Source organism: Paenibacillus sp. NPDC093718 (assembly GCF_050279985.1).
GTDB lineage: Bacteria > Bacillota > Bacilli > Paenibacillales > Paenibacillaceae > Paenibacillus_AQ.
This window is the reverse complement of record NZ_JBNNUS010000001.1, coordinates 1,146,125-1,170,798: the sequence shown is the minus strand read 5'-3', so window position 1 is coordinate 1,170,798 and position 24,674 is coordinate 1,146,125. Positions and strand designations below refer to the sequence as shown.

Sequence of the window (24,674 nt, the reverse complement as noted above, 5' to 3'; positions counted from 1 at the left end):
TGATTCGGATCATTTATTCTGTCCTCCCGCAATAGGTATCGTCATTTCTAGAGCGGGGATATATTCCTTCTTCCAAGAGCTGCTGGCAGTTCTTCTCTCTTTCTCACCCTCAAGCTCTTGTTCGATTGCATACCGAAACGGCTTGATGGTGAATGACTGCGCATCGGAAGGAAGGGGCTCGTACAGCATGTCGTAATGACGGTAACCTTGTTTCATATCATATCCATATCGGTCTACCATTCTAATCTCTTTGCCGTTCTGATCGACAATCTCAAAAAATATGGCTCGATCATCCGGAGAACTGTCCTTTAACACCATTTCCAAGCGGGTGGATACAAGGGAACGCTCCATTTCTTCCAGCTTCCAGCTGATATCCCCCGACGCTTTTTGCGCAGCGGGATACAGGGCATGGTGATCCGTATTTTTTTGCATCGGAATTTGTAGAACAAAAGGCTCCGGGATCATCTCGAGTCTAACTTCCAGCGTCAAATCAAACGCCGCAGGGAGTGGAGGCTTACGGGTAACTCCGTCCAGGGATGCCCCGGTAATCGTCACGATAGCTGATCCAACATCGCTTCCGGGGCCGATATCCCAAGTAATGTTTCCTTCTTCTCCATTCACGAACGCTTTCATCATTCCAAAGGAACCCTTTCTTTTTGGAGACGAATCTTCGTACTGGCTGCGGGCGTGAGGATCGTAGAAAGAGGCGGGGTGTCCTGCCTCGTCCAGTTGAAGCGCAATGCCTCCGCGCAAACCGTCAAATATGACCTGTGACGCCGTCAGCGTAAAGTTGTCGTGCGTGTCACGATAATGGGTTTCCATCGTCAACCCATGTTGTTCGGCTGTCTGCAATCCCAAATCACCGGCGAGCTTGAACACATTATGCATCAGCGGAATTCGGCTTAAGGTTTCGGCCATCGCGGGGGAGATAAAGGCCGAAGATACGATGCTAATGCCTAATAAAACAGCGACTGTGCTTATTACCATGGCTTTTCGAATGATGCTTCTATTACGGTTTCTTCTGGTTAACGGGCCTTGGTTTGGAGTGTTTTTCACAGTTGACTTCCATACACGGTCATAAATATCCTGAGGGGTCGCCATATGATTGGCGGCACGGTGTATTTGATCCTTTAACTGTTCTTCAATGGACAAAGCAATCACCTCCTTCTTCGTGATCCAGTAGTATCGAGTGTTTACGAAGCTCTTTCAAGGCTTGGTGGTGCCTTGACTTGACGGTCCCCATGGGAATCTCGAGCAGCTCGGAAATCTCGCTTATGCTGTATTCGTGATAATAGCGGAGAACGACGACAATTCGAAGCTTGTAAGATAAATGGTTTAGAATATCTAGCATTTCACGGCTTGTCTCGTTCAACAAAATGACCCGGTCCGTTTGGGGGTGTTCAGGCTCGATTTCAAGCATCTTTTGACGCTCGAACAATCGAAATTTCCGCCACTTTTTGCGTCTCCAGTCCTGAACCTGCCGGATCGTGATTCCGTGCAGCCAATTCCGAAAGGGACGACTTGAGTCATAGTTCGGAAGAGAGAGCCAAAGCTTCAAATATATTTCATTCATGATATCCTCTATATCCTGCCGGCCGGATACAAGAAGTGCCACAGTTCGGTACACATTATCGACGGTTAGATCATAAACATACCGGAATGCTTCCCTGTCTCCCTCCTTTAGTCTCTGCAGCCACGGCGTTAAGTCTGAACCTTGCAAGCTTGCTCCTCCTTTAATGTGACCTCACCTATATATTCGCTCTGAGACGTCAAGAGGTTCAGTAAAAAATACAGGCAGAAGGTGACCGGACAAATTCCGGTCACCTTCTGCCTGTTTGAATATGAAGGCGATGTTGCCATTTATCGTTCTTCCCAGGCCATGACGAATTCCGCCTGACCGGTATCCTCGTCGATGGTTTCTTCAACGACGGAAAAGCCGTTCCGGGAATAAAAACGAAATGCGTTCCCGTTCTCTTTATATACCTTGAGCTCGAGTTTAGGGCTGCGTTCCTTCACGAATTGAAGGAGAGCCCGGCCATACCCCTTGCCCTGATTGTCAGGGTGAACGAACAAAGCGGCCAAGGCATGCTGAACGGTCGATATAAAGCCTACCGTGGCGCCCGCTTCCTTTAGGACATAGGTATCGGCCATTGGCAAATACACGTCGCGCATGTCCTTTTGCTTGGATTCCCAGTATTCGGGTGAAATGAAATGGTGGGCCTCCTTCGAGGCGGCCAGCCAGATGTCAATGAGGCTGTCCATATCTTTGTCGGTCATCAATCGAATTTGCATCGCATTCACTCCAGTTTATAAAGTTTTGTCACGGATATACGTCCCGTATTGTAAAAGTTTACCTGACGCATGTCAATTCGTGATCCCATTTGACCCTTGGATCATAAGGTGATATATTTATCACGTAAAGTTACAAATATATCACTATTGAAAGAGGCGTTTACGATGAAAATCATTCTCCGATTCGCGATGGGACTGCTCTGGATCGGCATTGGCATTCAGAGACTTATCCAACAGTCGTACCCGCTGGCTCTATTATTTTTGGCAGGAGGCGTTCTTTTTGTTTATGCAGGCTGGAAACGTTGGAAAGTCGGCAAGCCATGAGGGGGTGGAGCGGCGGCATTTATTAAACATCACGGGGTTGACGGCTTGGTACCATACGGAAAAGGACGCCGTCATTTCAAATCTTGACCTGGAGCTAGGCCCTAATCAGATCATAGGTTTGGTGGGATTGAACGGAGCCGGCAAGAGCACGCTGCTCCATGTTCTGAGCAGCATTCACCGGCATTATTCGCTGGAGCGGCTGCAGTGGAAGAACGAGGAAACTTCCCTGACAAGCCCTGCATTTAAACGAAGCCGGTATACCGTGTTCTCGGAGGACGAGTCGTTCGAGTATTTTACATTCGAGGAGTATGTAAGGCATGTGTTTCAATCCTACGGACAAGAGGTTCGTCACGATATCTTGGACGAACTCGTTGCAGGATTCAATTTTCAGAATTACAGGAACTCATTCTTGGGCCAATTATCGATGGGCAGCAGGAGGAAGGCCTACCTGATCACGGGATTTGCGCTGCGCCCGGAGCTGCTGCTGCTGGATGAGCCGGTCAACGGACTGGATTTCGAAAGCACGGAATTTCTATATCGAATAATGAACGAGTACAGGAAACATGGGACGATCTTGTTTTCTTCTCATGTTCTGGAGAGTTTATGCCTGACTTCGGACAGCATCATTATTTTGGAAGCCGGATCGATCCGTCATACCTTTTTGCAGGGCGACATGGATCCCGAGTTTATTAGAGGGGTACTAAACAAGTGATCTCGACATTTCATGGATTTGCCAAAAAATTCCTGGGGTCAAGCTACGACCGTTTGTGGAAGCATGCCGCAGCCCTGCTTGTTTTATATGCGGCGATGAGCAGCCTGGATATCGATTACCACGTATCCTTAAATGTATTCATGACGGCCATCTCCGTATTTACGTTTGGCATGGTAGTAAGAACCTTATCGTCGGATGATAACCGGAGGAAGCTGAAGGGGGCGTTCATGCTTCCATTCAGGCCAAGCATGTTCAACGCAGCTTATTTTCTTGCGATAGCACTATATACCTTTGTCACCAAGACTTCGTACATCCTCGTTTTTTACATCTCGGTTTCTCTCTTTACGGGTATGCATGCACTGGCATTTCTGCTGAGCTTCCTGAATGCGGGGGTGACCGCCTTTGTGGTATTTGCCCTGCTGAACAGGGGGAACAGGATGCCGGCCTGTTTCTGGATGCTGCTGCAAGCGGCGGTTTGTCTGCTCCATGAGCCGTCCTATCGTTTGACGGGATTGCTGATTAGCATCATCCTCCAAGGGTTCGTGCTCCATCGGACGGATTCTTACCGATTTTACAAGGATTTGAAGATGACGGAGCTCTATGCAGCGCCGATTCGAAACGCTTCGTTCCTCCGGTATATAGGACGCTACCTGTTTTCCCATAAAAGCTATCTATACAATACGATCGCATTATGTTTATTTGCAGGCTTCATGGCGTTCATGCTCGAGCAGATGCATCTTGCCTCGTTCCTGCCGCTCGGATTCGCGGTCCTATCTTTCAACACGCCGATCGGCATCCTGCTGTCGAGTAATCGCGGCCTGCACCGGAAGGTCCAAATGCTGCCCGGCCAGCTTCATCGCATCGTGGTTCCGTATGGACTGTTTATATTGGCAGTAAACCTGTTCATATCCGTGATCTTTTTGGTATCCTGGCATATATTTCATGGATCCGTAGAAATCATGTATTATGTAATTAGCGTATTATTTGCCACCCAATGCGCCATCTCGACCGTTTGGCTCGAATGGAAATATCCCGTACGCCATTGGCGGGTAGAGAGCGACTTATGGCACCATCCCCGTAAATATGCCGTTCCGCTCATGATGAGCCTATTGGCGGCAACGGTTATAAGCTTGGATGCAGCCGTGTATGTGGTTGCTCTATTGGTAGGGATCGAGTTGGCTTTGATTTTTAACCGCAGGAGAGGAATCAGGAATGTATAAGGGACAAAAGAAGCGTTACGTACGAATCGGTAAGCACGGATGGCTGCTTGGTTTGTTGGGGTTTAACGGCCTTCAGTATTTCAAGACCCATGATCCTTCATTTTTGTTTTACTTTAGCTTTTTTAGCTTTTTCAGTTTCTATTTCCATGGGAAGCTGGCGGAGGAGATGCCGGATGAGCGGTATTACATGAATGCTCAGAAGGCGAGGTCCATCACCATGTGGGTGCCGGCCGTATGTTTGTTTATCATCGGTATCGGCAGCATGTTTCCCTTCGGAACAAGAGAGTACATGATCATCGTGAGCGCAGCGGGTTGGGCAGCTACGTTTCTGACGTATTCCATAACTTTTTATTATCTGGATAAATATTGTTAGGTGGATGCCCATGGAACCATTCAAGTGCAATTTAAAAAAGTACAGGCAGTTAGCGGAAATGACCCAGGACGAGTTGGCGGGCAAGGTCGGGGTTCGAAGAGAGACCATCATCCGTCTAGAGGCGGGGAAATATAATCCCTCCCTAAAGCTGGCGATCGATATTTCGAGGGCGGTGGGAGCGCCCATTGAGGAGCTGTTTATATTCGACTAAACCACGATGATGCATTTAATGGGTCCTGGCTATCCAACGAATGCGTCATTTCTTATATCTGCATAAAAACTAAATAGTTCTTGAAAAAACTTAATAGTCATACTACAATTACATTTGATCCCAGTCAGAAAGAGAATGCATTATTCCGTTTTCACACGGACTGTGAACATGTTATTGATTCTCCGACTCGATACCCCATTGTGAGTTGGATACAGTCATTTCATAGATTCGTTAAATGGCCGGTATCTGGATATTTTAATATATTTATATATTTTTTGGACTTTTTAGTATTTTCATGCAACTTTATCTTAATCTTAACGTCTGATATGTATATTCAGTCATAGGAGGAATAACATCTATGTATACCATTCAAAAGAAAACCGTCGCTCGACTCGTCACAACAGGTATGGCCGTAGCTCTTCTCGCATCGCCAATCTCTTCCATGCTGCCAGGGCCGGGGAATGTCGCAGCTGCTGCGTCTGCTGTGGACAAGTCCTCCCACAGCCTGAAGCCGATTTGGACGAAGACGTTGGGAGATCCAAGCAAAATTAACCCTCAGACGACATTAATTAAGAACAGCTTATACTATACCGTTGGGAAGAAATATATTGCTTTTGACGCTATGGCAGGCAAAACCCGCTGGGCGTATCCCGCCGCTGCCGTCTCACAGACCGTAACGGATGGCCAATCGGTATGGTTTACGGATGCGACAGGCCGATTAATTAAGCTCAATGCTGCAACCGGCAAGCTTCAATGGAAAGTTAAAACACAATCACAGCCAGGAAAGAAAGAAAGCTATGTGAACCTTAGCTTGCATGCAGCCGATGGTGTGATCTATGTCGGGGATGCGTATGGGCTGACGGCGTACAACGCATCAAACGGGAAGGTTAAGTGGAAATTGAAGGGCAGCGCCCATGGGTACAAACTGCTCCAAACGGGAAAAATCCTTGTCGCAACCACGATTATCGACGGCGCTTTGACCACGAGCGGGTTACAGGGAATCGATGCACAGAACGGCAAAATAAAATGGACACAGACCGACGGTGACCATCAGGACATTCTCTTCTCGAATGACAAGTCGTTTTATACGCGTGACGTAACCGAAGGCATCGATGCCGGATATGCAGCGAATATCGATGAAGTTAATCTGACCAACGGAAAAATTATGGCTACCCGATCCTATATACCTGTGGATTTCGTGGAAGACCAAAGTGCATCCGATGTCGTATCCGATGGGGAATACTTCTATGTCATTGAAAAGTATGATGACACTCAAAAGAAAGCTGTAGTCTCCCGATTCCCGGCGGCTAGTCGTTCCAAAGCCGAGCCGGATCAGACCTATGCATTTGAAGCGGGAGTGGCCGAATGGTCCCTCGGGGATGCAGGCATCGCCTATGTAAGACTGGACAACGGCAAGCTGTTAACGCTTGATACGAACAGCGGACGTACGCTGGCCTCCGCTCAATACAAAGGCGCTCCATTGCCGACGCTTATCGGCCAAAACGTGCTGGTCGTTCAGCATGGTGGGCAGATCAGCGGCGTCAAGAAAGCTGCTGCCTCCCAGTAAGCATGTCGAATATCAAATCTAGGCGCAGTTAAATACTTTAAAACAAAAAGTCGACCTAAATTGGTCGATTTTTTGTTATGCCGTATCGTACGTTGCAGTGTATGATATCTATATGCCATAATCTTTGAGTTATTTAGATCATGCCGCTGAAATGAAGGTTGGCTAAGACATATCCGGCAAATCGTAAACGGTTACAAAGCTGCAAGGGGGGCAGGTATGAAACCATTATTCAAGATCATGATTGTGGATGACGAAATGCTTGTCAGGCAGGGGATTAAACACCTGCTCGATTGGGAGCAGGAAGGATACCACATCGTCGGTGAGGCTTCTAACGGCCTGGAAGCACTGAATTTGATGGATGAGGTGAATCCTCACGTCATTCTTACAGATATCGTAATGCCTGTCATGGGCGGGGAGAAACTGGTCAAGATTGTTAAGGAGAAGTATCCTCACATCGAAGTCATCGTGCTCAGCAGCTTCAGTGAATACGATTACGTCCGGTCTACTTTTCAGAGTGGTGTAGCGGACTATATCCTGAAGCCGAAGCTGGAAGCTGATTATCTATTATCCATCCTAAATAAGACTACGGCCAAAATGGTCGCTATGAAGCCGGAGGATGATCCAAGTGCGGATCGAGAGGAAGGGCAGATCCTGCAAGCCATCGAGAAACTTATGACCGGGTATGAGCCTGCACTGGATCCCGTGTTGCTGGATTCGAAATTCCCTTATGGACAGTATTTGTTTTTTGGAGCGGATATGAAGCACATGAAAGATTCCGGTGACAAATGGAGTTTCGGAAACGAAATGGAACGAGGGCTTCAGAAGCTTGCTTTGTCCGAGATCGTGTATATACGGTTGAAGTTTATCAACGATACGGCACTTTTTCTGCTCAATGTGGAGCCGGAGCGGTGGGACGAGCTTGTTATTGAACTCCGGCATCTGATCTCGAGAATGGCACATGAAGCGAAGGAGGCGCATTTTGTTATCAGCCAGTGCTTCGCAGACTTTAAGAGTCTTGGCGAGATTTATAATGATAATTATCTGAAACTCATGCGGTATGGTTTCTTCCTGAAGGATCGGACCCTGATTGAACATGATCATTTGCCGGGCCTTCCGGACGTGCATCTCGAATATGACATGGGCGAATTCATGGAACAGTTGAAACGCAAGCAGTACCGGAAGGCCTTCACCGGCTTTTTGGAATACGCCTGCCTGCGCTCGATGGATTATCGTACGGATCCTTTCGAATTCAAATCATCTTTGGGTAATTTCATATTTAACGTGGCGACCACGCTTGGAAAAATGAAGGTGGAGACCGGAAGCCTGGAGAATGCCAAATACGACTATTTCCGAAAAATAGATGAAGCACGATACGCCGGCGAAGCTATCGCCGTTGTTGAAGCTTTCATTCAGGAAGCTGAACGTGCGATAGGCGAGACGAATACATCCGTGAATCCCAATATGGACCGGCTGCTTGAATATATTCAGGACCATTACGCCGATCCCATCACACTCACCGGAGTCGCCAGGCAGTTTCACTTCAACGCTTCGTATTTGTCGAGTTATTTCGCTGCATATAATGGAGAAGGATTCAGCGAATACCTCAATAAAATCCGGCTGGAAAAAGCCATGGAGCTGCTCACGACAACGGAACATACGATATCCGAAATCAGCGCCAGCGTGGGATATTCGGATCAGAGTTACTTCACCAAGGTGTTCAAGAAGCAGACAGGCATCTCCCCGAGCCAGTTTCGGAGACAAGACGTGCGGGAGATACGGGAATCATGATTGGAAATGTCATCAACAAGCTAAGAAAACAGGGCTTATTCCTTAAGCTGTTTCTTGTGACCCTCATCAGCATCGTTACCGTATCACTTCTGACGCTGTCCATTACCATCAGCATGTCGGAAAAATTATTTCTCCAGACCTTCAGCATCACGAACGGCAAGCTGTTGAACCAGATGAAGTCCAACCTGGAGTCCTATAATAACGCTATAGCAACCGGTGCCACCATGATCGCCCAGAATGCGGCAATCCGCAGTTATTTATCGGGCGGAGAGACGGAGGCCGTGGCGCTTGCGATGAAAACGTACCAGATGACAGAGGGCATGAAGTCGATCCAGTCTAACTTTAGTGCCTATGACGTTGGCATCATGATCGTTGGAGCGAATGGGAGAAGTTATTCCACAGATCCTTGGTATTGGTCTGTCTCAGCCAAGGAATTGAAGGATCACCCGATTACAAAAGCGACCATGGCTCACCCTGCGCAAATCTTATACCAGCTTTATCATGGCGAGGATCATAGCGCAGAGACAAAGGAGCCCATGCTCGTCGCATCCAAAGCTCTCTTTGATCAGTCGACCGGGAGAATGTATGGCACGCTATACGTGGTCATTCGCGACCGGAATTTTAAACCCTTCTATGCGAATTTTACAAGCGAAGGCAATGACGTCGTGCTGTTGAACGAAGAAGGGGTTATTGTATCCAGCAACAGGACCGAGTTGATCGGGATGGCGGATGAGGGGCTGCTTCAAGAAGTCGTAACGGATCAGGGCGAGGGAGAGGACGATCAATCTGCCTATGTGATGGGGAACGAACGAATTGTGTTCTCGGAATACTTGCCGGAATTTGAGTTTTATTTGGTTAATATGATCGACAAGAAAGCCGTGACCGGACAGATGGTGAACGCTAAAGCAGTCACCTTGACAATCATGTCCATCGTTGCGATATCACTTGTCATTGTTTTTCTGATCACCCGGCGAATGACGCAGTCACTCCGTGTGCTCGTCGAACAGATGTCGAGTATGCCGACAAGCGGATTCGATCATCATGTAGATGTTGCCAATAGCAGTTATGAAGTCAAGGAATTAGGGAACGCGTATAATTATATGCTTGATGAGCTGCACGATTATGTGGATCGATTGATGGAAACCCAGAAGCAGCAGCGAAATGCGGAGCTGGCCGCGCTCCAAATGCAAATCAATCCACATTTTTTATACAATACGCTGGCTTCGATCAAATTTCTGGTACAGCAGGGCAACAAGGAAAAAGCTGCGGGTACGATCAACGCGCTTATATCGCTCCTGCAAAATACAGTCAGCGATATTCATTCCACCATACCTGTTCGGCAGGAGCTGGAGACACTGAAGCATTATGTGTATATTAATCACGTGCGTTACGGTGAGAAAATTCGCGTTCATTACTTTGTGGAGCCGGATAGTCTGGATTATCATATGCCCAAGCTCATTCTCCAACCTTTTATTGAGAATGCATTCTTCCACGCATTCAACATCAAGGGAGAAGGAACAATTCTGATTATGATTGCGGTTCAAGAAGACCAGCTTGTATGTGAAGTTGTAGATGACGGGGACGGTATGAATCTGGAGCAGAACCCGGCGGAGGAAGAATCGTTGCCCGCACCGATCAGCAAACGCCAATTGTTCTCCGGCATTGGGATACGCAATGTGGATGACCGAATTAAGTTGATGTACGGTGAGAAATACGGAATCCACATTACAAGCAAACGCAGTGAAGGAACAAAAATCATCATTACGCTTCCATTGACCAAAAGCTAAAGATATTACAAGAACCTAAAGATTGTACCAGAACCGGTATGAAAGCGAAAACAGGATCCAATAATAGCACCAAAGCTAACAAAGATAGTGCCAATGAAAACGAATACAAAGTGATAAGATGGATGCGTAGCAGAGAAAACGCTTCCATCTTTATTATTTTTCAGATTAAAAAGGGGGTTTACGCAATGAAAAAATTAATGAGCTTACTGCTGGCCGGAGTTGTCCTCTTGTCGGCATGCTCCTCGGGCGGAGATACGGAAGGCGGGTCGGGCAGTAACGGCAGCTCTAGCGGTGAAGGCAGTGCCGCTCCAAAAGAAATTACGGTTTGGGCTTGGGACCCGGCATTTAACATTGCCGCCATGAATGTTGCTAAAGAAGCTTATGCCCAAGTGAATCCGGACGTCAGGATTAATGTTGTAGAGAATGCGCAGGCCGATATCGTTCAAAAGCTGAACACCGGGTTGAACTCCGGTTCCACGAAAGGCTTGCCTAACATCGTGCTCATTGAGGATTATCGTGCGCAGAGCTTCTTGCAAGCGTATCCGGACTCCTTCTACGAATTGACGGACATCGTGAAAGTGGATGACTTCGCGGACTATAAGATTGGCCCGACCAGCGTAGAAGGCAAGCAGTACGGCGTTCCGTTTGACTCCGGCGTGACGGGAATGTACGTGCGAACGGATTATCTCGAGCAAGCAGGCTACAGTCTGGATGACCTGCAGGACATCGACTGGAAGCAGTACATCGAGATTGGCAAAGCCGTCAAAGAGAAAACCGGCAAAAGCATGATTACGCTCGATCCTAACGATCTGGGACTTATCCGCATGATGATCCAATCCGCGGGGGCATGGTATACGGCGGAAGATGGCCAGACTCCGACGATTGCTGACAATGCTGCGCTACAGGAAGCCTTTGAATTGTACAAAGAAATGATGGATTCCGGCATCGTGAAGGTGAACTCGGACTGGAGCCAATTTGTTGGAGCGTTCAACAGCGGTGAAGTGGCTACCGTACCGACCGGTAACTGGATTACACCTTCGATCAAAGCCGAAGCTTCCCAATCCGGTAAATGGGCGGTAGCTCCGCTTCCTAAGCTTGCGGCTACAGAGGGCTCTGTCCATGCATCCAACCTAGGGGGCAGCTCCTGGTATGTCATGAATGTAGAGGGGAAAGAAGCAGCTGCGGAGTTCCTCGCGAAGACATTTGCTTCCGATGCTGAGCTGTATCAGACGCTGAACACAAAAGTGGGGGTCATCGGCACCCTGAAAGCCGCCGCAAGCGGAGAAGCTTACGCGGCAGCGGATGAATATTTCCAAGGCCAAAAAGTCGTATCAGACTTTGCCGCTTGGACCGAACAAATTCCTAACGTTAACTACGGCATGAATACGTACGCCATTGAGGACATTATGGTCGTTGCCATGCAGGCGTATCTCGGCGGTAAAGATGTGGAAACCGTTTTGAAAGATGCGCAGACGCAAGCCGATACGCAAATCCGTTAAAACACACTCAGGCAGTACAACAAATGCCCTTGCTCCTTCTTCTCCTGTAAAGTGGACATCTGCTGAAGGAAGGGGAGCGAGGGTTTTATTATTTTTATCCATAAGAATTGTGATCAAAAGAAGGGTGTGGAGTGGTGTGAATACAGAAAAAGCCAGGCTAAACCCGCAAATTCATAAGGGCCTGAACAGTCAAAGGCGGATACGTTTGACAGGTTGGTTCTTTGTTCTTGTGCCGGTTGTCATGATTAGTATTTTTTATTTCTATCCGATGGTTCAAGCGTTAATCCTATCCTTCAAATCAGGCAGGGGCAGCAATCTACAGTTTGTCGGTATAGACAACTATATTCGCCTGTTCAGCGATACCACCTTCCTTACGGCCGTCAAGAACACATTTATTTACTTACTCATTCAGGTTCCGGTCATGCTGGTGCTGGCGCTCTTTATCGCTGTGCTGCTTAATGACGATAGACTGAAGTTTAAAGGTTTTTTCAGAACGGCTATTTTCCTGCCAACGGTAACCTCGCTTGTCGCGTACTCCGTCGTTTTCAAGTACATGTTCGGAGCCGACGGCATCGTCAATAAATTTCTGGTGAATCTTCATCTGATCCAGGAACCGATTCAATGGATCACTGACCCTTTCTGGGCGAAAGTTACGATTATCATCGCGATTACCTGGCGTTTTACAGGCTATAATATGATTTTCTATTTATCATCACTTCAAAATATCGATAAATCCGTGTATGAAGCTGCACGCATCGATGGTGCAAATGCCTTTACGCAGTTTTTCAAAATTACGATTCCGCTTCTGAAGCCGATCATTTTGTTTACGACCATAACATCGACCATTGGAACGCTCCAGTTGTTTGACGAGGTGGTTAACATCACCAAGGGCGGCCCCGGAAACGCAACCATGTCGATATCGCAATATATTTACAATCTTTCCTTCGAATACACGCCTGACTTTGGATACGCTGCTACCGTTTCCTACTCGATCGTACTCATGGTGGTCATATTGACGATGATCCAGAACAAAGTTGGAGGTGACAAGAGATCATGAAAACCAAACGCGTATTTACTTACCTGTTTCTAATTATCGCTGCCCTGATCTCCATCTTTCCGTTTATCTGGATGGTTGTCAGTGCCACCAATCCGTCCGTGGACGTAACGAAAGGGACGCTGCTGCCGGGTTCGCACCTGGTCAAGAATATCAACAATCTGTTCAGCTCCGTGGACATGTGGCAAGCTCTATGGAATTCCGCGAAAATCTCGGTGGTGACTACCGTGCTTTCACTGCTGGTTGCATCAGCCGCTGGTTATGGATTTGAGATGTACCGCAGCCGCGGAAAAGATATCGTATTTAATATCCTGCTAGCCTCGATGATGATTCCATTCGCGGCGATTATGGTGCCTCTATTTCAGATGTTTGCCAAAGTATCGGGGGTTGTACCCTTTCTAGGCATTGATACGGCAGGGGCTGTCATTCTGCCGACATTCACGACGGCGTTCCTTATCTTCTTCTTCCGTCAAAGCACCAAAATGTTTCCCAAGGATATGATGGAAGCCGGTCGCATCGATGGTCTGTCGGAGCTGGGCCTATTCTTCCGCATCTATATGCCGACGATGAAATCGACCTATGCAGCCGCAGCGATTATTACTTTCCTGAACAGCTGGAACAACTATCTGTGGCCGCTGATCGTGCTGCAGTCGCCGGAGAATATGACCGTGCCGCTGCTGATATCGAACCTGGGATCAGGCTATGCTCCAGACTACGGTTTGATTATGTCCGCCATCGTCATAACGACGCTGCCGACGGCGCTTGTGTTCTTTATGATGCAGAAGCAATTTGTTGCTGGAATGACAGGTTCAGTGAAATAAAGTTGGAAAATGGAGGGAAACAGATGAAACAGCAGGTTGAACGAGGAGTCGCGCCAAGTCTTGCATGGTTGTCCGACCCCGGCGTATTTGCGGTAGGCAGGATGCCCGCGCACTCCGATCACCGGTATTACGAATCGATGCTGGAAGCCGAACAGCTTGGAGAGATGCCTTGGCGCCGCAGTCTGAATGGGAGCTGGAAGTTTAGTTACGCCCGTAATGCCAAGGAACGCCAAGCGGATTTTTATAAAACGGACGAATCCTGCAGAGGATGGGATGATATTGAGGTTCCCGGACATATCCAGCTTCAGGGTTATGGGCAGCCGCAGTACGTGAACACGATGTACCCGTGGGACGGTCAGGAGTTTCTTAGACCCCCGATGATCTCAGAGGACCACAATCCCGTGGGCAGCTATGTGAAGTTTTTCAACGTTCCTGCAAGCTGGCAGCAGCGCCCGCTGTATATCTCTTTTCAGGGAGTTGAATCAGCTTTCTATGTATGGCTGAACGGGGAGTTTGTCGGTTACAGCGAAGACAGCTTTACGCCGAGCGAATTCGACCTCACGCCGTACTTGACGGAAGGCGAGAATAAGCTGGCTGTCGAGGTCTATCAACGCAGCACCGGAAGCTGGCTGGAGGATCAGGATTTTTGGCGTTTTTCCGGTATTTTTCGCGATGTGTATCTGTACACGGTACCTGACGTTCATGTGCAGGATCTGCACGTTCAAACCGATTTGGATGAAACGTATGAACTTGGAACGCTGAGGGTTACCATGCAGCTGAGGGGAAAGCCGACTTCGAAAGTAGCCTTAGAGCTCAAGGATGCAGCAGGAAATCCAGTGGTCCGGGGGGAGACCGATGCTTCCGGGGAAACGGCGTCGATGGCGTTAGCTGCAGGTAAGGTCAAGCGGTGGAGCGCAGAAGAGCCTAATTTATATACATTGTACGTATCCGTCTATGACGCATCCGGAAACCTTGTGGAGGTCGTGCCGCAAAAGATAGGTTTTCGCAAATTCGAGATGATTGACAAGGTGATGCATTTAAACGGCAAGCGCATCGTGTTCAAAGGCGTCAACCGGCACGAATTCAATTCCCGCCGCGGACGCTGCATTACGAAAGAGGATATGCTGTGGGATATCAAGACATTGAAGCAGGCGAATATCAACGCCGTACGGACGTCGCATTATCCGAATCAGTCGATGTGGTACGAGCTGTGTGATGAGTACGGCGTGTATGTCATCGACGAGATGAATCTGGAGACGCATGGATCATGGCAGAAGATGGGGGCCGTTGAGCCGTCCTGGAACATACCGGGCAGCAGGCCGGAATGGCAGGATATCGTTTTGGACCGTGCGATTTCCATGATCGAGAGGGACAAGAACCACCCATCGATTTTGATCTGGTCTTGCGGCAATGAGTCTTATGCCGGAGAAGTCATTCGGAATGTTGCGAACTTGTTCCGGGAGAGGGACCCTAGCCGGCTCGTGCATTACGAAGGGGTGTTCCATAACCGGGAATATGACGATGCGAGCGATATGGAGAGCCGCATGTATGCAAAACCGGCGGATATTGAACAGTATCTGCAAAACGAGCCCTCCAAGCCCTATATTAGCTGCGAGTATATGCATGCCATGGGCAATTCCGTCGGCGGATTGCATAAATACACGGAGCTGGAGCAGAAATATCCGATGTATCAAGGCGGCTTCATCTGGGATTTCATGGATCAAGTTATTGTGAAACGTGATCGTTATGGCAAGCCTTTTATGGCTTATGGAGGGGATTTTGATGATCGTTCAACCGATTACAACTTCTCCGGCAACGGCATCGTCTATGCGAATCGGACATGGTCCCCCAAAATGCAGGAAGTGAAATTCCTGTATCAGAACGTCAAGCTGACCCCGGATCGTTATGGCGTCACGATCAGAAATGAGAACTTGTTCGCTTCGTTGGATGCTTATGATGTTATATATTGTCTCAATTATGAGGGCAGAAAAATCTACAGCGGAGCGGTATCCACCCAGGTTGATCCCGGCGAAGAGAGATATGTAAAGCTTGAATTGCCTGAGGTGGGGCTCTCAGCCGGTGAGTATGCGCTAGACGTTTCACTCGTACTCAAGAAGGATTCGTTATGGGCGGAAGCCGGCTACGAAATTGCTTTTGGACAGTTTGTTTTCCAAGTGGAGAACGCGCTCGCTGTTGACGCTCCTGGCAATATGTCATTGTCGGCGGCGGAACGCCTGGAACCAGGTTCAGGGGGTACGCATGATACGCCCGCGAATGATTTCCGTGTAGTTGAAGGGGACGTAAATATCGGCGTTCTTGGACGCGATTTCTCCGTCATGTTCTCGAAGCAGGCAGGAACCCTCATATCCGTCAAGTATGCGGGACGGGAGATGATCTCTTCTCCACCGGTACCACTCTTCTGGAGAGCGATGACGGATAACGATAAAGGGGCGGGACTGCATTTCGACTCCGCACATTGGCATGCTGCAAGCCTGACTCGGAGAACGTTAAGCTGCGAGCTTACCGAGGACTCGGACCATGCGACCGTGACCTATGTGTATAAACTGAGCGTGTCCGAGGAAGTAAGGGTGCGCGTATCTTATACGGTGTTCACCGATGGAAACATTCAAGTAAAGTCGGGGTACCAGGGAGCATCGGGATTGCCGAAGCTGCCGATCTTTGCTCTTTCCTTCAAAGTACCGGCGGACTACGACAACCTGGATTGGTATGCGAACGGGCCGGAAGAGAATTATATCGACCGTGCATTTGGAGCTAGATTGTGCCGCTTCCGCAATCGTGCGGCGAATAATGTATCAGCCTACTTGGTACCGCAGGAATCGGGCAATCGTACAGGCGTGCGAGAGGTATCCATAACCAGCGATCAAGGTCATGGCATTACGATTGAGGCACCATCGGCAGCACCGGTAGAAGCCAATATATCGCCGTATACCGCATTTGAGCTGGAGAACGCAACGCATCATTATGAGCTGCCGAACGTTCACCATACCGTTGTTACCATTGCCGGACGGCAAATGGGGGTTGGGGGTGACGACAGCTGGGGGGCTCCGGTTCATGACGAGTATCAGATCGATCCTTCGATGGACATGTCCTTTGAATTTACGATTCGCAGAGCTTAATGCGAGCTTCGATAAACCGTTGCGACAATATGCCGAAATCCTTATTTAAGGGTTTCGGTGTTTTTTTGATTTCTCCACTTCATTTGTATTTTCCACCACTCTGAATCCTCCATGCTTGAGGGATGTTTAAGGATTCATCAAATCTACTTGGAGAAAATCAAAATCTCTGAAAATGAGACATTTACGGAACCGTTGAGTATTTTTACAATGATGAGCAAGTACGAAATGGAGTCCATACTTGTTTCGTCCTGTAGGTTAATTGAGGGGAGGGGCAATCGTTTGTTCCAAACGCTAGGCTAAACCATATTCGAAAGGGGAAGTTTGATGAAATTAAATATCGTGCCGTTCAAAACCCAGTTGATCATACTTACGATAACCCTATTAGGATTGTCTTCGCTGCAACCAGTGCCTGTAGAAGCTCAATCGTCAATCAACAAACAATTCGGGGACCCTGTTTCCGTAGGAGCTCCTATTCAGCAGATTGCTATTTTTGAAAGCGCTTATGGTCAAGAGGATGGTCGTGACGTCATGTATACCACGGTGAATGGAAAGCCGGCCATGCTAAACGTCATTGACCTTGTGGACAACAAATTGCTCCGGACGATCCCGCTTCCGGATGCCGACAGCTCCTGGGCTAAGACCATTGCTCCAGATGGAACGCTATATATAGCAGGTCAATCCAAAGTTTACAGATATTCGCCCCAAACCAAAGAACTTGATGATTTGGGACCCGCGATTCCAGGCGAAACCTCTATCTGGGGATTAGTTACGGATGAGCAAGGCAATGTATACGGTGGGACCTATCCACACGCCAAAGTGTTTAAATTTGATCCTAAGGCGAACTCGTTCACGGATTACGGAACTATGGTAGAAGGGCAAGGGTATGTTCGTTCCATTGCCTATTCGGATGGTATCGTATATGCAGGTATCGGCACGGTAGGCCATATCGTCAAGTTGGATCCGGTTACCGGGGATAAGACAGAACTGCCGATTCGGGACGTACCCGGGGTAAGCAGCCTTCCTTTCGTGTATGGACTGGACGCCAGGGGAGATTACCTCTTCGCTTACTTAAACGGCAACGGAACAACCGCATTGATTATATACGATATGGCGAGGGGTATCTGGCTGGATGAGGTATACAGCGGATACGGCGGCCTGGATGTGTCGCCGGAACGCGACGGGAAAGTATATTTCGTCCAAAATCGGAAGGTTCAAGCTTTTGACATGACGACGCGTCAGGTCACGGACACGGGAATTGCCTATGGAACTGGCTTCCGTTCCACCGGCTGGGTCCGTTTCCCGGATGATCCGGAGCTTCCCGGCGAGACCTTAGTAACCATCCAATTCGGCGGGAAGGCGGCACTGTTCAACTTCGAGTCCGGCATTCATAAGACGCTGCCTGCGGTTGCCGAAGGACAACCTACGCTTATTCAGGCTCTGGAGAAAGGACCGGGCGGCAAAATCTATACAAGCGGCATGACCTCTGCATTGGGAGGCGTGTTCGATCCCGTTACGCGCACCCATTCGACGTATCCGATGGGCCAAGCCGAAAGCATCGGCTCGCTCGGGAATGACGTATACTTTGGCATCTATCCCAAAGCGGAGATTCGCAAGCTGGATACGACGCTTCCCGTTCAAACGGATCCGAACAAGCCGAACCTCAATCCGGAATCCTTATTCTACATGGAGGAAGACCAAGATCGTCCTTATGTCCAAACTACAGGCGGAGGCAAGATCTATTTTGGGACCATACCGTATTACGGAGAATTGGGCGGAGCGCTTGTGGCGTACGACCCAGCCTCCGATGCGTTTGATGTTCATCGCCATGTCGTGCACAACCAGAGCATCGTAGGGCTGACTTATCGGGACGGCAAGATTTACGGTTCGACCAGCATAAGAGGCGGTCTCGGCATCGATCCAACCGAGTCGGAAGCGAAGATGTTTGTGTGGGATGCTGTTAGCGGCGAAAAGCTTAGCGAATTCACGCCTGATATTCCGGGCGCCGTTAAATCCCCGATCATGATCAGCGGGCTGACCTTCGATCAAGACGGACTCCTCTGGGCAGCGGCAGACGGCATTCTGTTTGCGGTGGACCCTGCTACGCAGGAGGTCGTTAAAAGCAAGGTCATTTATCCGGGTGTCACCGATTACGGGATGTGGAGGCCGATCCATCTCAGATGGGGGAACGATGGCCTGCTCTATACCGACCTCTACGGTCAGCTGACCATATTGAATCCCGACACGCTGGAGCATAAAGAACTGGGAATCAAATCGGCACTCTTTACCTTGGGGGATGACGGAAACATCTATTATGCGCAAGAAACACGAATGTACATGATTCCCGTCTCCGATGCTGAAGAAGAGGATACCCAGGCCCCAACGACAGAACCTGCGACCAATCCGGAGAAGCCTGATGGAAAGGATGGCTGGTACGTTAGTCCGTTAACGGTTACCTTGTCGGCCTATGATGAAGGAGCCGGTCTTGAATCCACTTTATACTCCTGGGATGAAGGAGCAAGCTGGACCAGCTACGATGGTTCGCCATTGCATGTGCAGGAGGATGGACGTCACGTGCTTACTTATCGATCCATTGACAAAGCCGGCAATGAGGAGGCACCGCATAAGCTCCAGCTGCATGTGGATCAAGAGGGACCCGTAATCCGCTGGAAATCGGAGATACCTGAAGAAATCAGCACTGCGGATGATTTGAAGCTGGACTTCGAACTTCAGGACGAATGGTCGGGAGCCGATACGGACGGAACCGTTATCACTCTGGACGGAGAGCGGGTAGATCATCAATCAGCCCTCCCGTTATTCAGACTCCCTCTGGGCGAGCACACGCTTACGATACGAGCAGTCGATTTGGCAGGAAACGAATCCGTGCAAGAGATGAATTTCAGAACCGTCACAAACTTCGAGAGTCTGAATGAGCTTGTATATCGATTCGCCGAACAGGGATGGATTGACAATCACGGTATCGTGAACAGCCTTGCTGAGAAGGCCACAAAAGGGAATATCACCGCATTTATCAATCAAGTCCACGCCCAAACGGGGAAGCATATTTCATCTGAAGCTGCAGCCTATTTGATTCGGGATGCATCGGCACTTCAGTAACATCTATCAAGTTAGGGTTATACGGTTGAAATATCTTCTATTGAAAAGGAAGGTGCGGAAATTTGAAGCGTATAAAAGTGAAGATGGGCTTAATGGTTATGCTTTCGTGTGCTTGTATGACAACCATCCTCCCGGTAAAACCCATGAATGCACAAGCATGGCAGGACGCCGGTCTATCAAATCCCATACGGCTTGAGGATAAAGTGTATGGACAGCCGGAACGATTGGCCCAACCCATTCGGGGAATCAGCATTTATGACGGGGCCGTCGGGGAACAGGATGGCAGAAAGGTTATGTTTACAACGGTAAAAGGCTCTCCTGCCCAATTCAATGTCGTAGACATGGCCACGAATAAGGTAATCCATACATCGATCTTGCAGGGCGGCGGCGGAGATGCCTGGCACCATGAAGTTACGCCGGACGGAAAGCATGTGTATGTGACATCACATAGAACGCTCTGGCTGTATTCAACCGAGACCAAAGAGATCAACCTGGTTCACGACTTTGTTGACGAAGGCCCGTGGTCGCTTGTTACCGATAGCAAGGGTAATGCCTATATCGGTACTTATCCCGGCGGAAAGGTATTTAAATACGATCTCGGTCTGGGGACCGTTACGGAAGATTACGGCAGAATGCTAGGAAACCAGCCGCAAGAATATGTAAGATCAATCGCACTGGATGAAGCAGGAGGACATATTTATGCCGGGACGGCGCACGGTCAAATCATAAAACTGGATTTAGCGACCGGAAGCAAAACGAATATCGCGCAGCCGCTGATGGATCAACAGGAAACCGGCTTTGTGTACGATATGAATCTGGTTGACAACCGTTATATATTCGCCCGATATTCCGAATCCAAAAATATGTATGTCTATGATCTCCAGTCTTCCAGCTGGCTGGACGTTGTGTTATCCAATGTGACCGGTCTGCATGTTACGGACTCTTATGAAAACAAAGTCTACTTCATTGCGGATAACACGTTAAAATATTTCAACCCGGCAACGGGCGAGATCGGCTCCACCGGCATGGCCTATGGCAGCGGGTTAAGAGGTGCCGATTGGGTCCAAATCGATCAGCATGAGAATCCGGATCTGATCGGCATGAATCTGGTAACCATGCAATTTGGCGGAGGCATCGTTTATTTCAACGTAACGCAGAACAAGATGACGGCTACGCGCCCGGTCGTTGAAGGGACGCCGCTGAATATTCATGTCATTGAAAAAGGCTCGGATAACCAGTTGTTTATGAGCACATTGGGCGCTGGTACAGGGGCTATCTATGATCCAGATCAGAACCATGTGACTTCGATTTCCCTCGGCCAGGCCGACAGCATGGTGTATCACGACAATGCCATGTATATGGGAGTGTATCCTAAAGCTTATGTTCATAAATATGACCAAACCAGAGCGCCGGGTAACGGAAATCCCTCCCAATTCCTGCAGGTGGCCCCTGAGGCCCATCAGGATCGTTTAATCGAAGCGACATCCGGCGGCGGACGTATCTATTTTGGGAGTGTATCCGCATATGGGGTTAATGGAGGAGCCGTAACGATCATTGACCCAACCGCATATGCCGAGAACAAGACAGGCGTGAAGGTAATACGAAACGTTGTTCAAGATCAAAGTGTGGTAGGTCTTGCTTATAAGGACGGTATAATCTTCGGTTCAACGAATATCAACAACGGCCTCGGAAGCAACCCGACGGCTGAGGAAGCCAAAATGTTTACCATGAATGCCTTGACTGGAGAGAAATTAGCGGAATGGTCACCACAGATCGAAGGCATAGATAAACCTGAATTTATCGGCCGACTGACAGTTGGGCCTCATGATGGGCTGATTTGGGGAGCCGTTAACGGTACTATATTCGCGATGGACCCGGACAATAAGGAAATTGTAAAGAGCAAGCAGGTTCATACGGGATCGTTCAATTACGGTGCATGGTCTTCCGTTCCGCTGAAATGGGATGCCGACGGTATACTGTACGCGCTCTTCGGCTCCAAGCTCATTGCGATTGATCCGGTTACCCTGGAGTATCGAGAGGTAACAAGTGCTTACAGCTTTACGATAGGCGATGACGGATATCTGTATTATTCGGACGGCACGGACCGCACCTACTTGTCCCGAATCCATATTGGATCTAAGGCAACGATCCCCGAAGACGTGGACGGAAACGGAACCGTAGACCATCATGATATCAGGCTGGTGGCCAGGCATATAGGTGAAGAACCTGTAGATGAATTGAAAAAACTGGACGTGAACCAGGATGGAAAAATAAACGCAGAAGACGTCAAAAGGGTTACAGCAAAAATGAATGAGGGCCGAAAACAAAAGTAACACGATCATACTTTTTTAAAGTAATACCAAGCTCTCGATGTCATCTCTAGTGTTAATGCACGGTTTAAATTTAAAGCGGCCACTCCTGGCACAAGGGGCGGTTGCTTTAGTCATATCCATAACGGCCCTGTCGGAGACAAGAATATATCCCCACATGAAGTCGCGTAACCCGCGGCTTTTTTGTGTTAACAATCGAAGTGGACGAGAATCACTGCCCAGATGGATGAATTGACACAAGAGGGAATAGTGTATATATTATATATATACGGTATGCACTTAATTAACAGCAGTGGGGTGAACGGCATAAAAATCATATTATCCAACGCATCGAACGATCCGATTTACATACAGATTATGAACCAGATTCGACAGAGTATCCTGAGCGGAGAATTGCGCGCAGGCGATAGTCTCCCTTCTATAAGGCAGCTTGCTAAGGATTTACAGGTTAGTGTTATTACGACTAAGCGTGCCTATGAAGAATTGGAGAACGAAAAACTAATTGACTCGGTCGTAGGCAAGGGTTGCTTCGTATCAGGGGCAAATAAAGATTTCATCAGGGAGCAGCGCATGAAGCGATTGGAAGAGAAAATGATGAATATCATCCGAGAAAGCAAGGAATTAAATATGAGTCAACAAGATGTGATCGATCATCTAACTTTACTGTTCGAGGAGGAACAAACACCATGAACGCAATCGAATTACGCAATTTAACGAAAACATACCCTTTTTTCAAAGTCGATCATGTCTCTCTGGATGTGAAACAAGGCTACATTACAGGACTTATTGGTCCGAATGGAGTTGGTAAAAGCACCTTAATCAAGATGATGCTCGGCATGATCCGTCCCGATTCCGGCAGTGTAAAAATACTCGGCCTGGATATGCCTAAACATGAAGTCGACATTAAACAGCGCATCGGCATCGTCTCGGATGATTGCTTCTATTATGAGCATCTTAAGATTCGTGATACGAAGAGAATGATCGCACCTTTTTACACCCATTGGAATGAAAAGAAATTTAACCGCTACCTCGAACAATTCGAATTGTCCCCTAAGAAGAAGGTTGAAGATCTATCTAAAGGAATGAAAATTAAACTCGCCCTTGCCATTGCCTTATCCCATGAGGCCGAGCTCTTGGTCATGGATGAGCCGACTTCCGGACTTGATCCTGTGTTCAGAAGGGAAATGCTCGATCTGCTTGCGGATATGATGCAGGACGAAAAAAACACGATTATCTTTTCGACGCATATTACGACGGATTTGGACCGCATTGCTGACTACATTACTTTCGTGAATGACGGAAAACTTGTATTCAATGAAGCGAAAGACGATGTGCTTGAGAGATACGCGATCGTGAAGGGCGATATGCAACTGATTGATTCGGATATTCGAAAGGAATTTATCGGGATTCGTGAGACAACGCTTGGTTTTGAGGGCTTGGTAGATAATAGACGCAAGGCCGAGCAGCTGTTTAGCGATAATGCTATTTTAGAAAAACCATCCTTAGAAGACATTATGTATTTCACGGCCAAGGGAGGACGAGTTCATGCTTAATTTGCTTCGTAAAGACTTCATCGCTTTAAAAAGCTCACTGTGGACGATTCTTCTCTATCTCGCTGTATTCAGCATCGCATTTATACCAAAAAGTGAAATGTCTATCTATTTTGTAGGAATCTATACGGCTTTCGGCTCCATTATTCTAGCTACGATGATCGATATCAAAAACCATAACCATAAATTTCTGGTCACGCTGCCGATTAGTCGCAAACATATTGTGCTAGCCAAATACATAACAGCCGTTATATATACACTGTTTGGAGTCATTGCTTCTTACGGGATTCACCAGCTCATTAATCTTTCATTCCCACAGCTTGAAAAGCCGGATTATACGTTATGGTCCATGTTGGTTTCAGTAGGAATGCTGCTTGTTCTCATTTCTATCTATATGCCTCTTTTTTACGCGCTTAGTAAAAAAGGAGCCGGAATTATCAATGCCGTATTCATGATCTCCTTAATTATCCTGGCACAACCTGCAGCGGTGCTAATGAATATGGTGAGCGAGAAAGGCCTCATTAACGATCAGACATTACTTCTGATTCTAATCGGTATCGTCGTTGTATTCATTGCTTCCTATTTCTTGACGATAAGCCTATTTACTAGAAAAGACTTATAGGCGTCCCGCGGATGCATATGAAAAGTAAGTAATAAATGCTAAAAAGGAGAGCACCTCCATTGAAAGATACACAACATAAAGCTCGTTCTTTCCGGATGAAAAATTGGATGTATTTCTTAGGGGACTTCTTGTATTACAAATACTGTTTATCGCTTTTGATAATTCCTTGTGGTCTTCTAGAAAATGAAACACGACACCATAGATGAAAAAGGCGAAATACCAAAATGCACAAAAGGCCCGACTCTAAACGATGTCGGGCTTTTCATTGTTAAG

At 48.0% G+C, this 24,674-nt stretch carries 20 protein-coding genes; 17 read left to right on the top strand and 3 right to left on the bottom strand.

What is annotated here, in order from left to right; genetic code table 11:
- Positions 1-9: 9 nt before the first annotated feature.
- From ACQKPA_RS05675 to ACQKPA_RS05665, 3 genes are all read right to left on the bottom strand, one after another.
- A complete protein-coding gene (locus tag ACQKPA_RS05675) occupies positions 10-1,152 on the bottom strand; it encodes a DUF4179 domain-containing protein (protein WP_427490124.1) in 1,143 nt (380 codons plus the stop codon).
- Entirely contained in the window at positions 1,142-1,720 is a 579-nt protein-coding gene (locus ACQKPA_RS05670; RefSeq protein ID WP_427490122.1) for a sigma-70 family RNA polymerase sigma factor, read from the bottom strand. Before ACQKPA_RS05670 ends, ACQKPA_RS05675 begins: the two co-directional genes overlap by 11 nt.
- A gap of 140 nt (positions 1,721-1,860) precedes the next feature.
- On the bottom strand, positions 1,861-2,292 hold the full coding sequence (locus ACQKPA_RS05665) for an N-acetyltransferase (RefSeq protein WP_427490120.1): 432 nt from the start codon (positions 2,290-2,292) through the stop codon (positions 1,861-1,863).
- A 165-nt stretch (positions 2,293-2,457) separates the two neighbouring features.
- Here ACQKPA_RS05665 and ACQKPA_RS05660 point away from each other — a divergent pair, with 165 nt between their 5' ends.
- The 17 genes from ACQKPA_RS05660 to ACQKPA_RS05580 all read left to right on the top strand — a co-directional run bounded on the left by ACQKPA_RS05660 (position 2,458) and on the right by ACQKPA_RS05580 (position 24,401).
- A complete protein-coding gene (locus tag ACQKPA_RS05660; RefSeq protein ID WP_427490118.1) occupies positions 2,458-2,616 on the top strand; it encodes a hypothetical protein in 159 nt (52 codons plus the stop codon).
- Positions 2,579-3,328 carry an ATP-binding cassette domain-containing protein gene (locus ACQKPA_RS05655; RefSeq protein ID WP_427490288.1) on the top strand — a complete coding sequence of 250 codons (750 nt, stop codon included), beginning with the start codon at positions 2,579-2,581 and terminating at the stop codon, positions 3,326-3,328. The genes ACQKPA_RS05660 and ACQKPA_RS05655 overlap by 38 nt, the downstream gene beginning before the upstream one ends.
- Complete coding sequence (locus tag ACQKPA_RS05650; protein WP_427490116.1) at positions 3,325-4,548, top strand: hypothetical protein; 1,224 nt, start codon at positions 3,325-3,327, stop codon at positions 4,546-4,548. Before ACQKPA_RS05655 ends, ACQKPA_RS05650 begins: the two co-directional genes overlap by 4 nt.
- Positions 4,541-4,921, top strand: a complete 381-nt coding sequence (locus tag ACQKPA_RS05645) for a DUF3796 domain-containing protein (protein ID WP_427490114.1) — start codon at positions 4,541-4,543, stop codon at positions 4,919-4,921. Before ACQKPA_RS05650 ends, ACQKPA_RS05645 begins: the two co-directional genes overlap by 8 nt.
- Before the next feature lie 10 nt (positions 4,922-4,931).
- Positions 4,932-5,132, top strand: a complete 201-nt coding sequence (locus ACQKPA_RS05640) for a helix-turn-helix transcriptional regulator (RefSeq protein WP_216530440.1) — start codon at positions 4,932-4,934, stop codon at positions 5,130-5,132.
- A gap of 358 nt (positions 5,133-5,490) precedes the next feature.
- Positions 5,491-6,699: a PQQ-binding-like beta-propeller repeat protein gene (locus ACQKPA_RS05635; RefSeq protein ID WP_427490112.1), complete on the top strand. Its 1,209-nt coding sequence runs from the start codon at positions 5,491-5,493 to the stop codon at positions 6,697-6,699.
- A gap of 216 nt (positions 6,700-6,915) precedes the next feature.
- Positions 6,916-8,487: a response regulator transcription factor gene (locus tag ACQKPA_RS05630; RefSeq protein WP_427490110.1), complete on the top strand. Its 1,572-nt coding sequence runs from the start codon at positions 6,916-6,918 to the stop codon at positions 8,485-8,487.
- On the top strand, positions 8,484-10,274 hold the full coding sequence (locus tag ACQKPA_RS05625) for a cache domain-containing sensor histidine kinase (RefSeq protein ID WP_427490108.1): 1,791 nt from the start codon (positions 8,484-8,486) through the stop codon (positions 10,272-10,274). Before ACQKPA_RS05630 ends, ACQKPA_RS05625 begins: the two co-directional genes overlap by 4 nt.
- A 185-nt stretch (positions 10,275-10,459) precedes the next feature.
- Positions 10,460-11,773, top strand: coding sequence for an ABC transporter substrate-binding protein (locus tag ACQKPA_RS05620; RefSeq protein WP_427490106.1), 1,314 nt, complete (start codon positions 10,460-10,462; stop codon positions 11,771-11,773).
- A gap of 241 nt (positions 11,774-12,014) precedes the next feature.
- Positions 12,015-12,830 (top strand): carbohydrate ABC transporter permease, encoded by an 816-nt coding sequence (locus ACQKPA_RS05615; RefSeq protein ID WP_427490286.1) that lies wholly within the window; start codon positions 12,015-12,017, stop codon positions 12,828-12,830.
- The gene (locus ACQKPA_RS05610; RefSeq protein ID WP_194544115.1) at positions 12,827-13,648 is read left to right on the top strand and encodes a carbohydrate ABC transporter permease; all 822 of its coding nucleotides are present in this window, start codon (positions 12,827-12,829) and stop codon (positions 13,646-13,648) included. Before ACQKPA_RS05615 ends, ACQKPA_RS05610 begins: the two co-directional genes overlap by 4 nt.
- Positions 13,649-13,671: 23 nt before the next feature.
- Entirely contained in the window at positions 13,672-16,785 is a 3,114-nt protein-coding gene (locus tag ACQKPA_RS05605) for a glycoside hydrolase family 2 TIM barrel-domain containing protein (RefSeq protein WP_427490104.1), read from the top strand.
- Between the two features lie 324 nt (positions 16,786-17,109).
- Positions 17,110-19,899, top strand: a complete 2,790-nt coding sequence (locus ACQKPA_RS05600) for an OmpL47-type beta-barrel domain-containing protein (RefSeq protein ID WP_427490102.1) — start codon at positions 17,110-17,112, stop codon at positions 19,897-19,899.
- A gap of 62 nt (positions 19,900-19,961) precedes the next feature.
- A complete protein-coding gene (locus tag ACQKPA_RS05595) occupies positions 19,962-22,232 on the top strand; it encodes a dockerin type I domain-containing protein (protein ID WP_427490100.1) in 2,271 nt (756 codons plus the stop codon).
- A 303-nt stretch (positions 22,233-22,535) separates the two neighbouring features.
- The gene (locus ACQKPA_RS05590; protein ID WP_427490284.1) at positions 22,536-22,919 is read left to right on the top strand and encodes a GntR family transcriptional regulator; all 384 of its coding nucleotides are present in this window, start codon (positions 22,536-22,538) and stop codon (positions 22,917-22,919) included.
- Positions 22,916-23,782: an ABC transporter ATP-binding protein gene (locus ACQKPA_RS05585; protein ID WP_427490098.1), complete on the top strand. Its 867-nt coding sequence runs from the start codon at positions 22,916-22,918 to the stop codon at positions 23,780-23,782. Before ACQKPA_RS05590 ends, ACQKPA_RS05585 begins: the two co-directional genes overlap by 4 nt.
- Positions 23,775-24,401, top strand: coding sequence for an ABC-2 transporter permease (locus ACQKPA_RS05580; RefSeq protein ID WP_427490096.1), 627 nt, complete (start codon positions 23,775-23,777; stop codon positions 24,399-24,401). Before ACQKPA_RS05585 ends, ACQKPA_RS05580 begins: the two co-directional genes overlap by 8 nt.
- The last annotated feature ends 273 nt before the right edge of the window (positions 24,402-24,674 follow it).

Excerpts from the sequence above, each read along its gene's own strand:
- ACQKPA_RS05665 (WP_427490120.1), bottom strand. The coding sequence starts at position 2,292 with ATGCAAATTCGATTGATGACCGACAAAGATATGGACAGCCTCATTGAC.
- ACQKPA_RS05660 (WP_427490118.1), top strand. The coding sequence starts at position 2,458 with ATGAAAATCATTCTCCGATTCGCGATGGGACTGCTCTGGATCGGCATT.
- ACQKPA_RS05655 (WP_427490288.1), top strand. The coding sequence starts at position 2,579 with ATGCAGGCTGGAAACGTTGGAAAGTCGGCAAGCCATGAGGGGGTGGAG.
- ACQKPA_RS05645 (WP_427490114.1), top strand. The coding sequence starts at position 4,541 with ATGTATAAGGGACAAAAGAAGCGTTACGTACGAATCGGTAAGCACGGA.
- ACQKPA_RS05640 (WP_216530440.1), top strand. The coding sequence starts at position 4,932 with ATGGAACCATTCAAGTGCAATTTAAAAAAGTACAGGCAGTTAGCGGAA.
- ACQKPA_RS05635 (WP_427490112.1), top strand. The coding sequence starts at position 5,491 with ATGTATACCATTCAAAAGAAAACCGTCGCTCGACTCGTCACAACAGGT.
- ACQKPA_RS05630 (WP_427490110.1), top strand. The coding sequence starts at position 6,916 with ATGAAACCATTATTCAAGATCATGATTGTGGATGACGAAATGCTTGTC.
- ACQKPA_RS05625 (WP_427490108.1), top strand. The coding sequence starts at position 8,484 with ATGATTGGAAATGTCATCAACAAGCTAAGAAAACAGGGCTTATTCCTT.
- ACQKPA_RS05620 (WP_427490106.1), top strand. The coding sequence starts at position 10,460 with ATGAAAAAATTAATGAGCTTACTGCTGGCCGGAGTTGTCCTCTTGTCG.
- ACQKPA_RS05615 (WP_427490286.1), top strand. The coding sequence starts at position 12,015 with ATGATTAGTATTTTTTATTTCTATCCGATGGTTCAAGCGTTAATCCTA.
- ACQKPA_RS05610 (WP_194544115.1), top strand. The coding sequence starts at position 12,827 with ATGAAAACCAAACGCGTATTTACTTACCTGTTTCTAATTATCGCTGCC.
- ACQKPA_RS05605 (WP_427490104.1), top strand. The coding sequence starts at position 13,672 with ATGAAACAGCAGGTTGAACGAGGAGTCGCGCCAAGTCTTGCATGGTTG.
- ACQKPA_RS05600 (WP_427490102.1), top strand. The coding sequence starts at position 17,110 with ATGAAATTAAATATCGTGCCGTTCAAAACCCAGTTGATCATACTTACG.
- ACQKPA_RS05585 (WP_427490098.1), top strand. The coding sequence starts at position 22,916 with ATGAACGCAATCGAATTACGCAATTTAACGAAAACATACCCTTTTTTC.
- ACQKPA_RS05580 (WP_427490096.1), top strand. The coding sequence starts at position 23,775 with ATGCTTAATTTGCTTCGTAAAGACTTCATCGCTTTAAAAAGCTCACTG.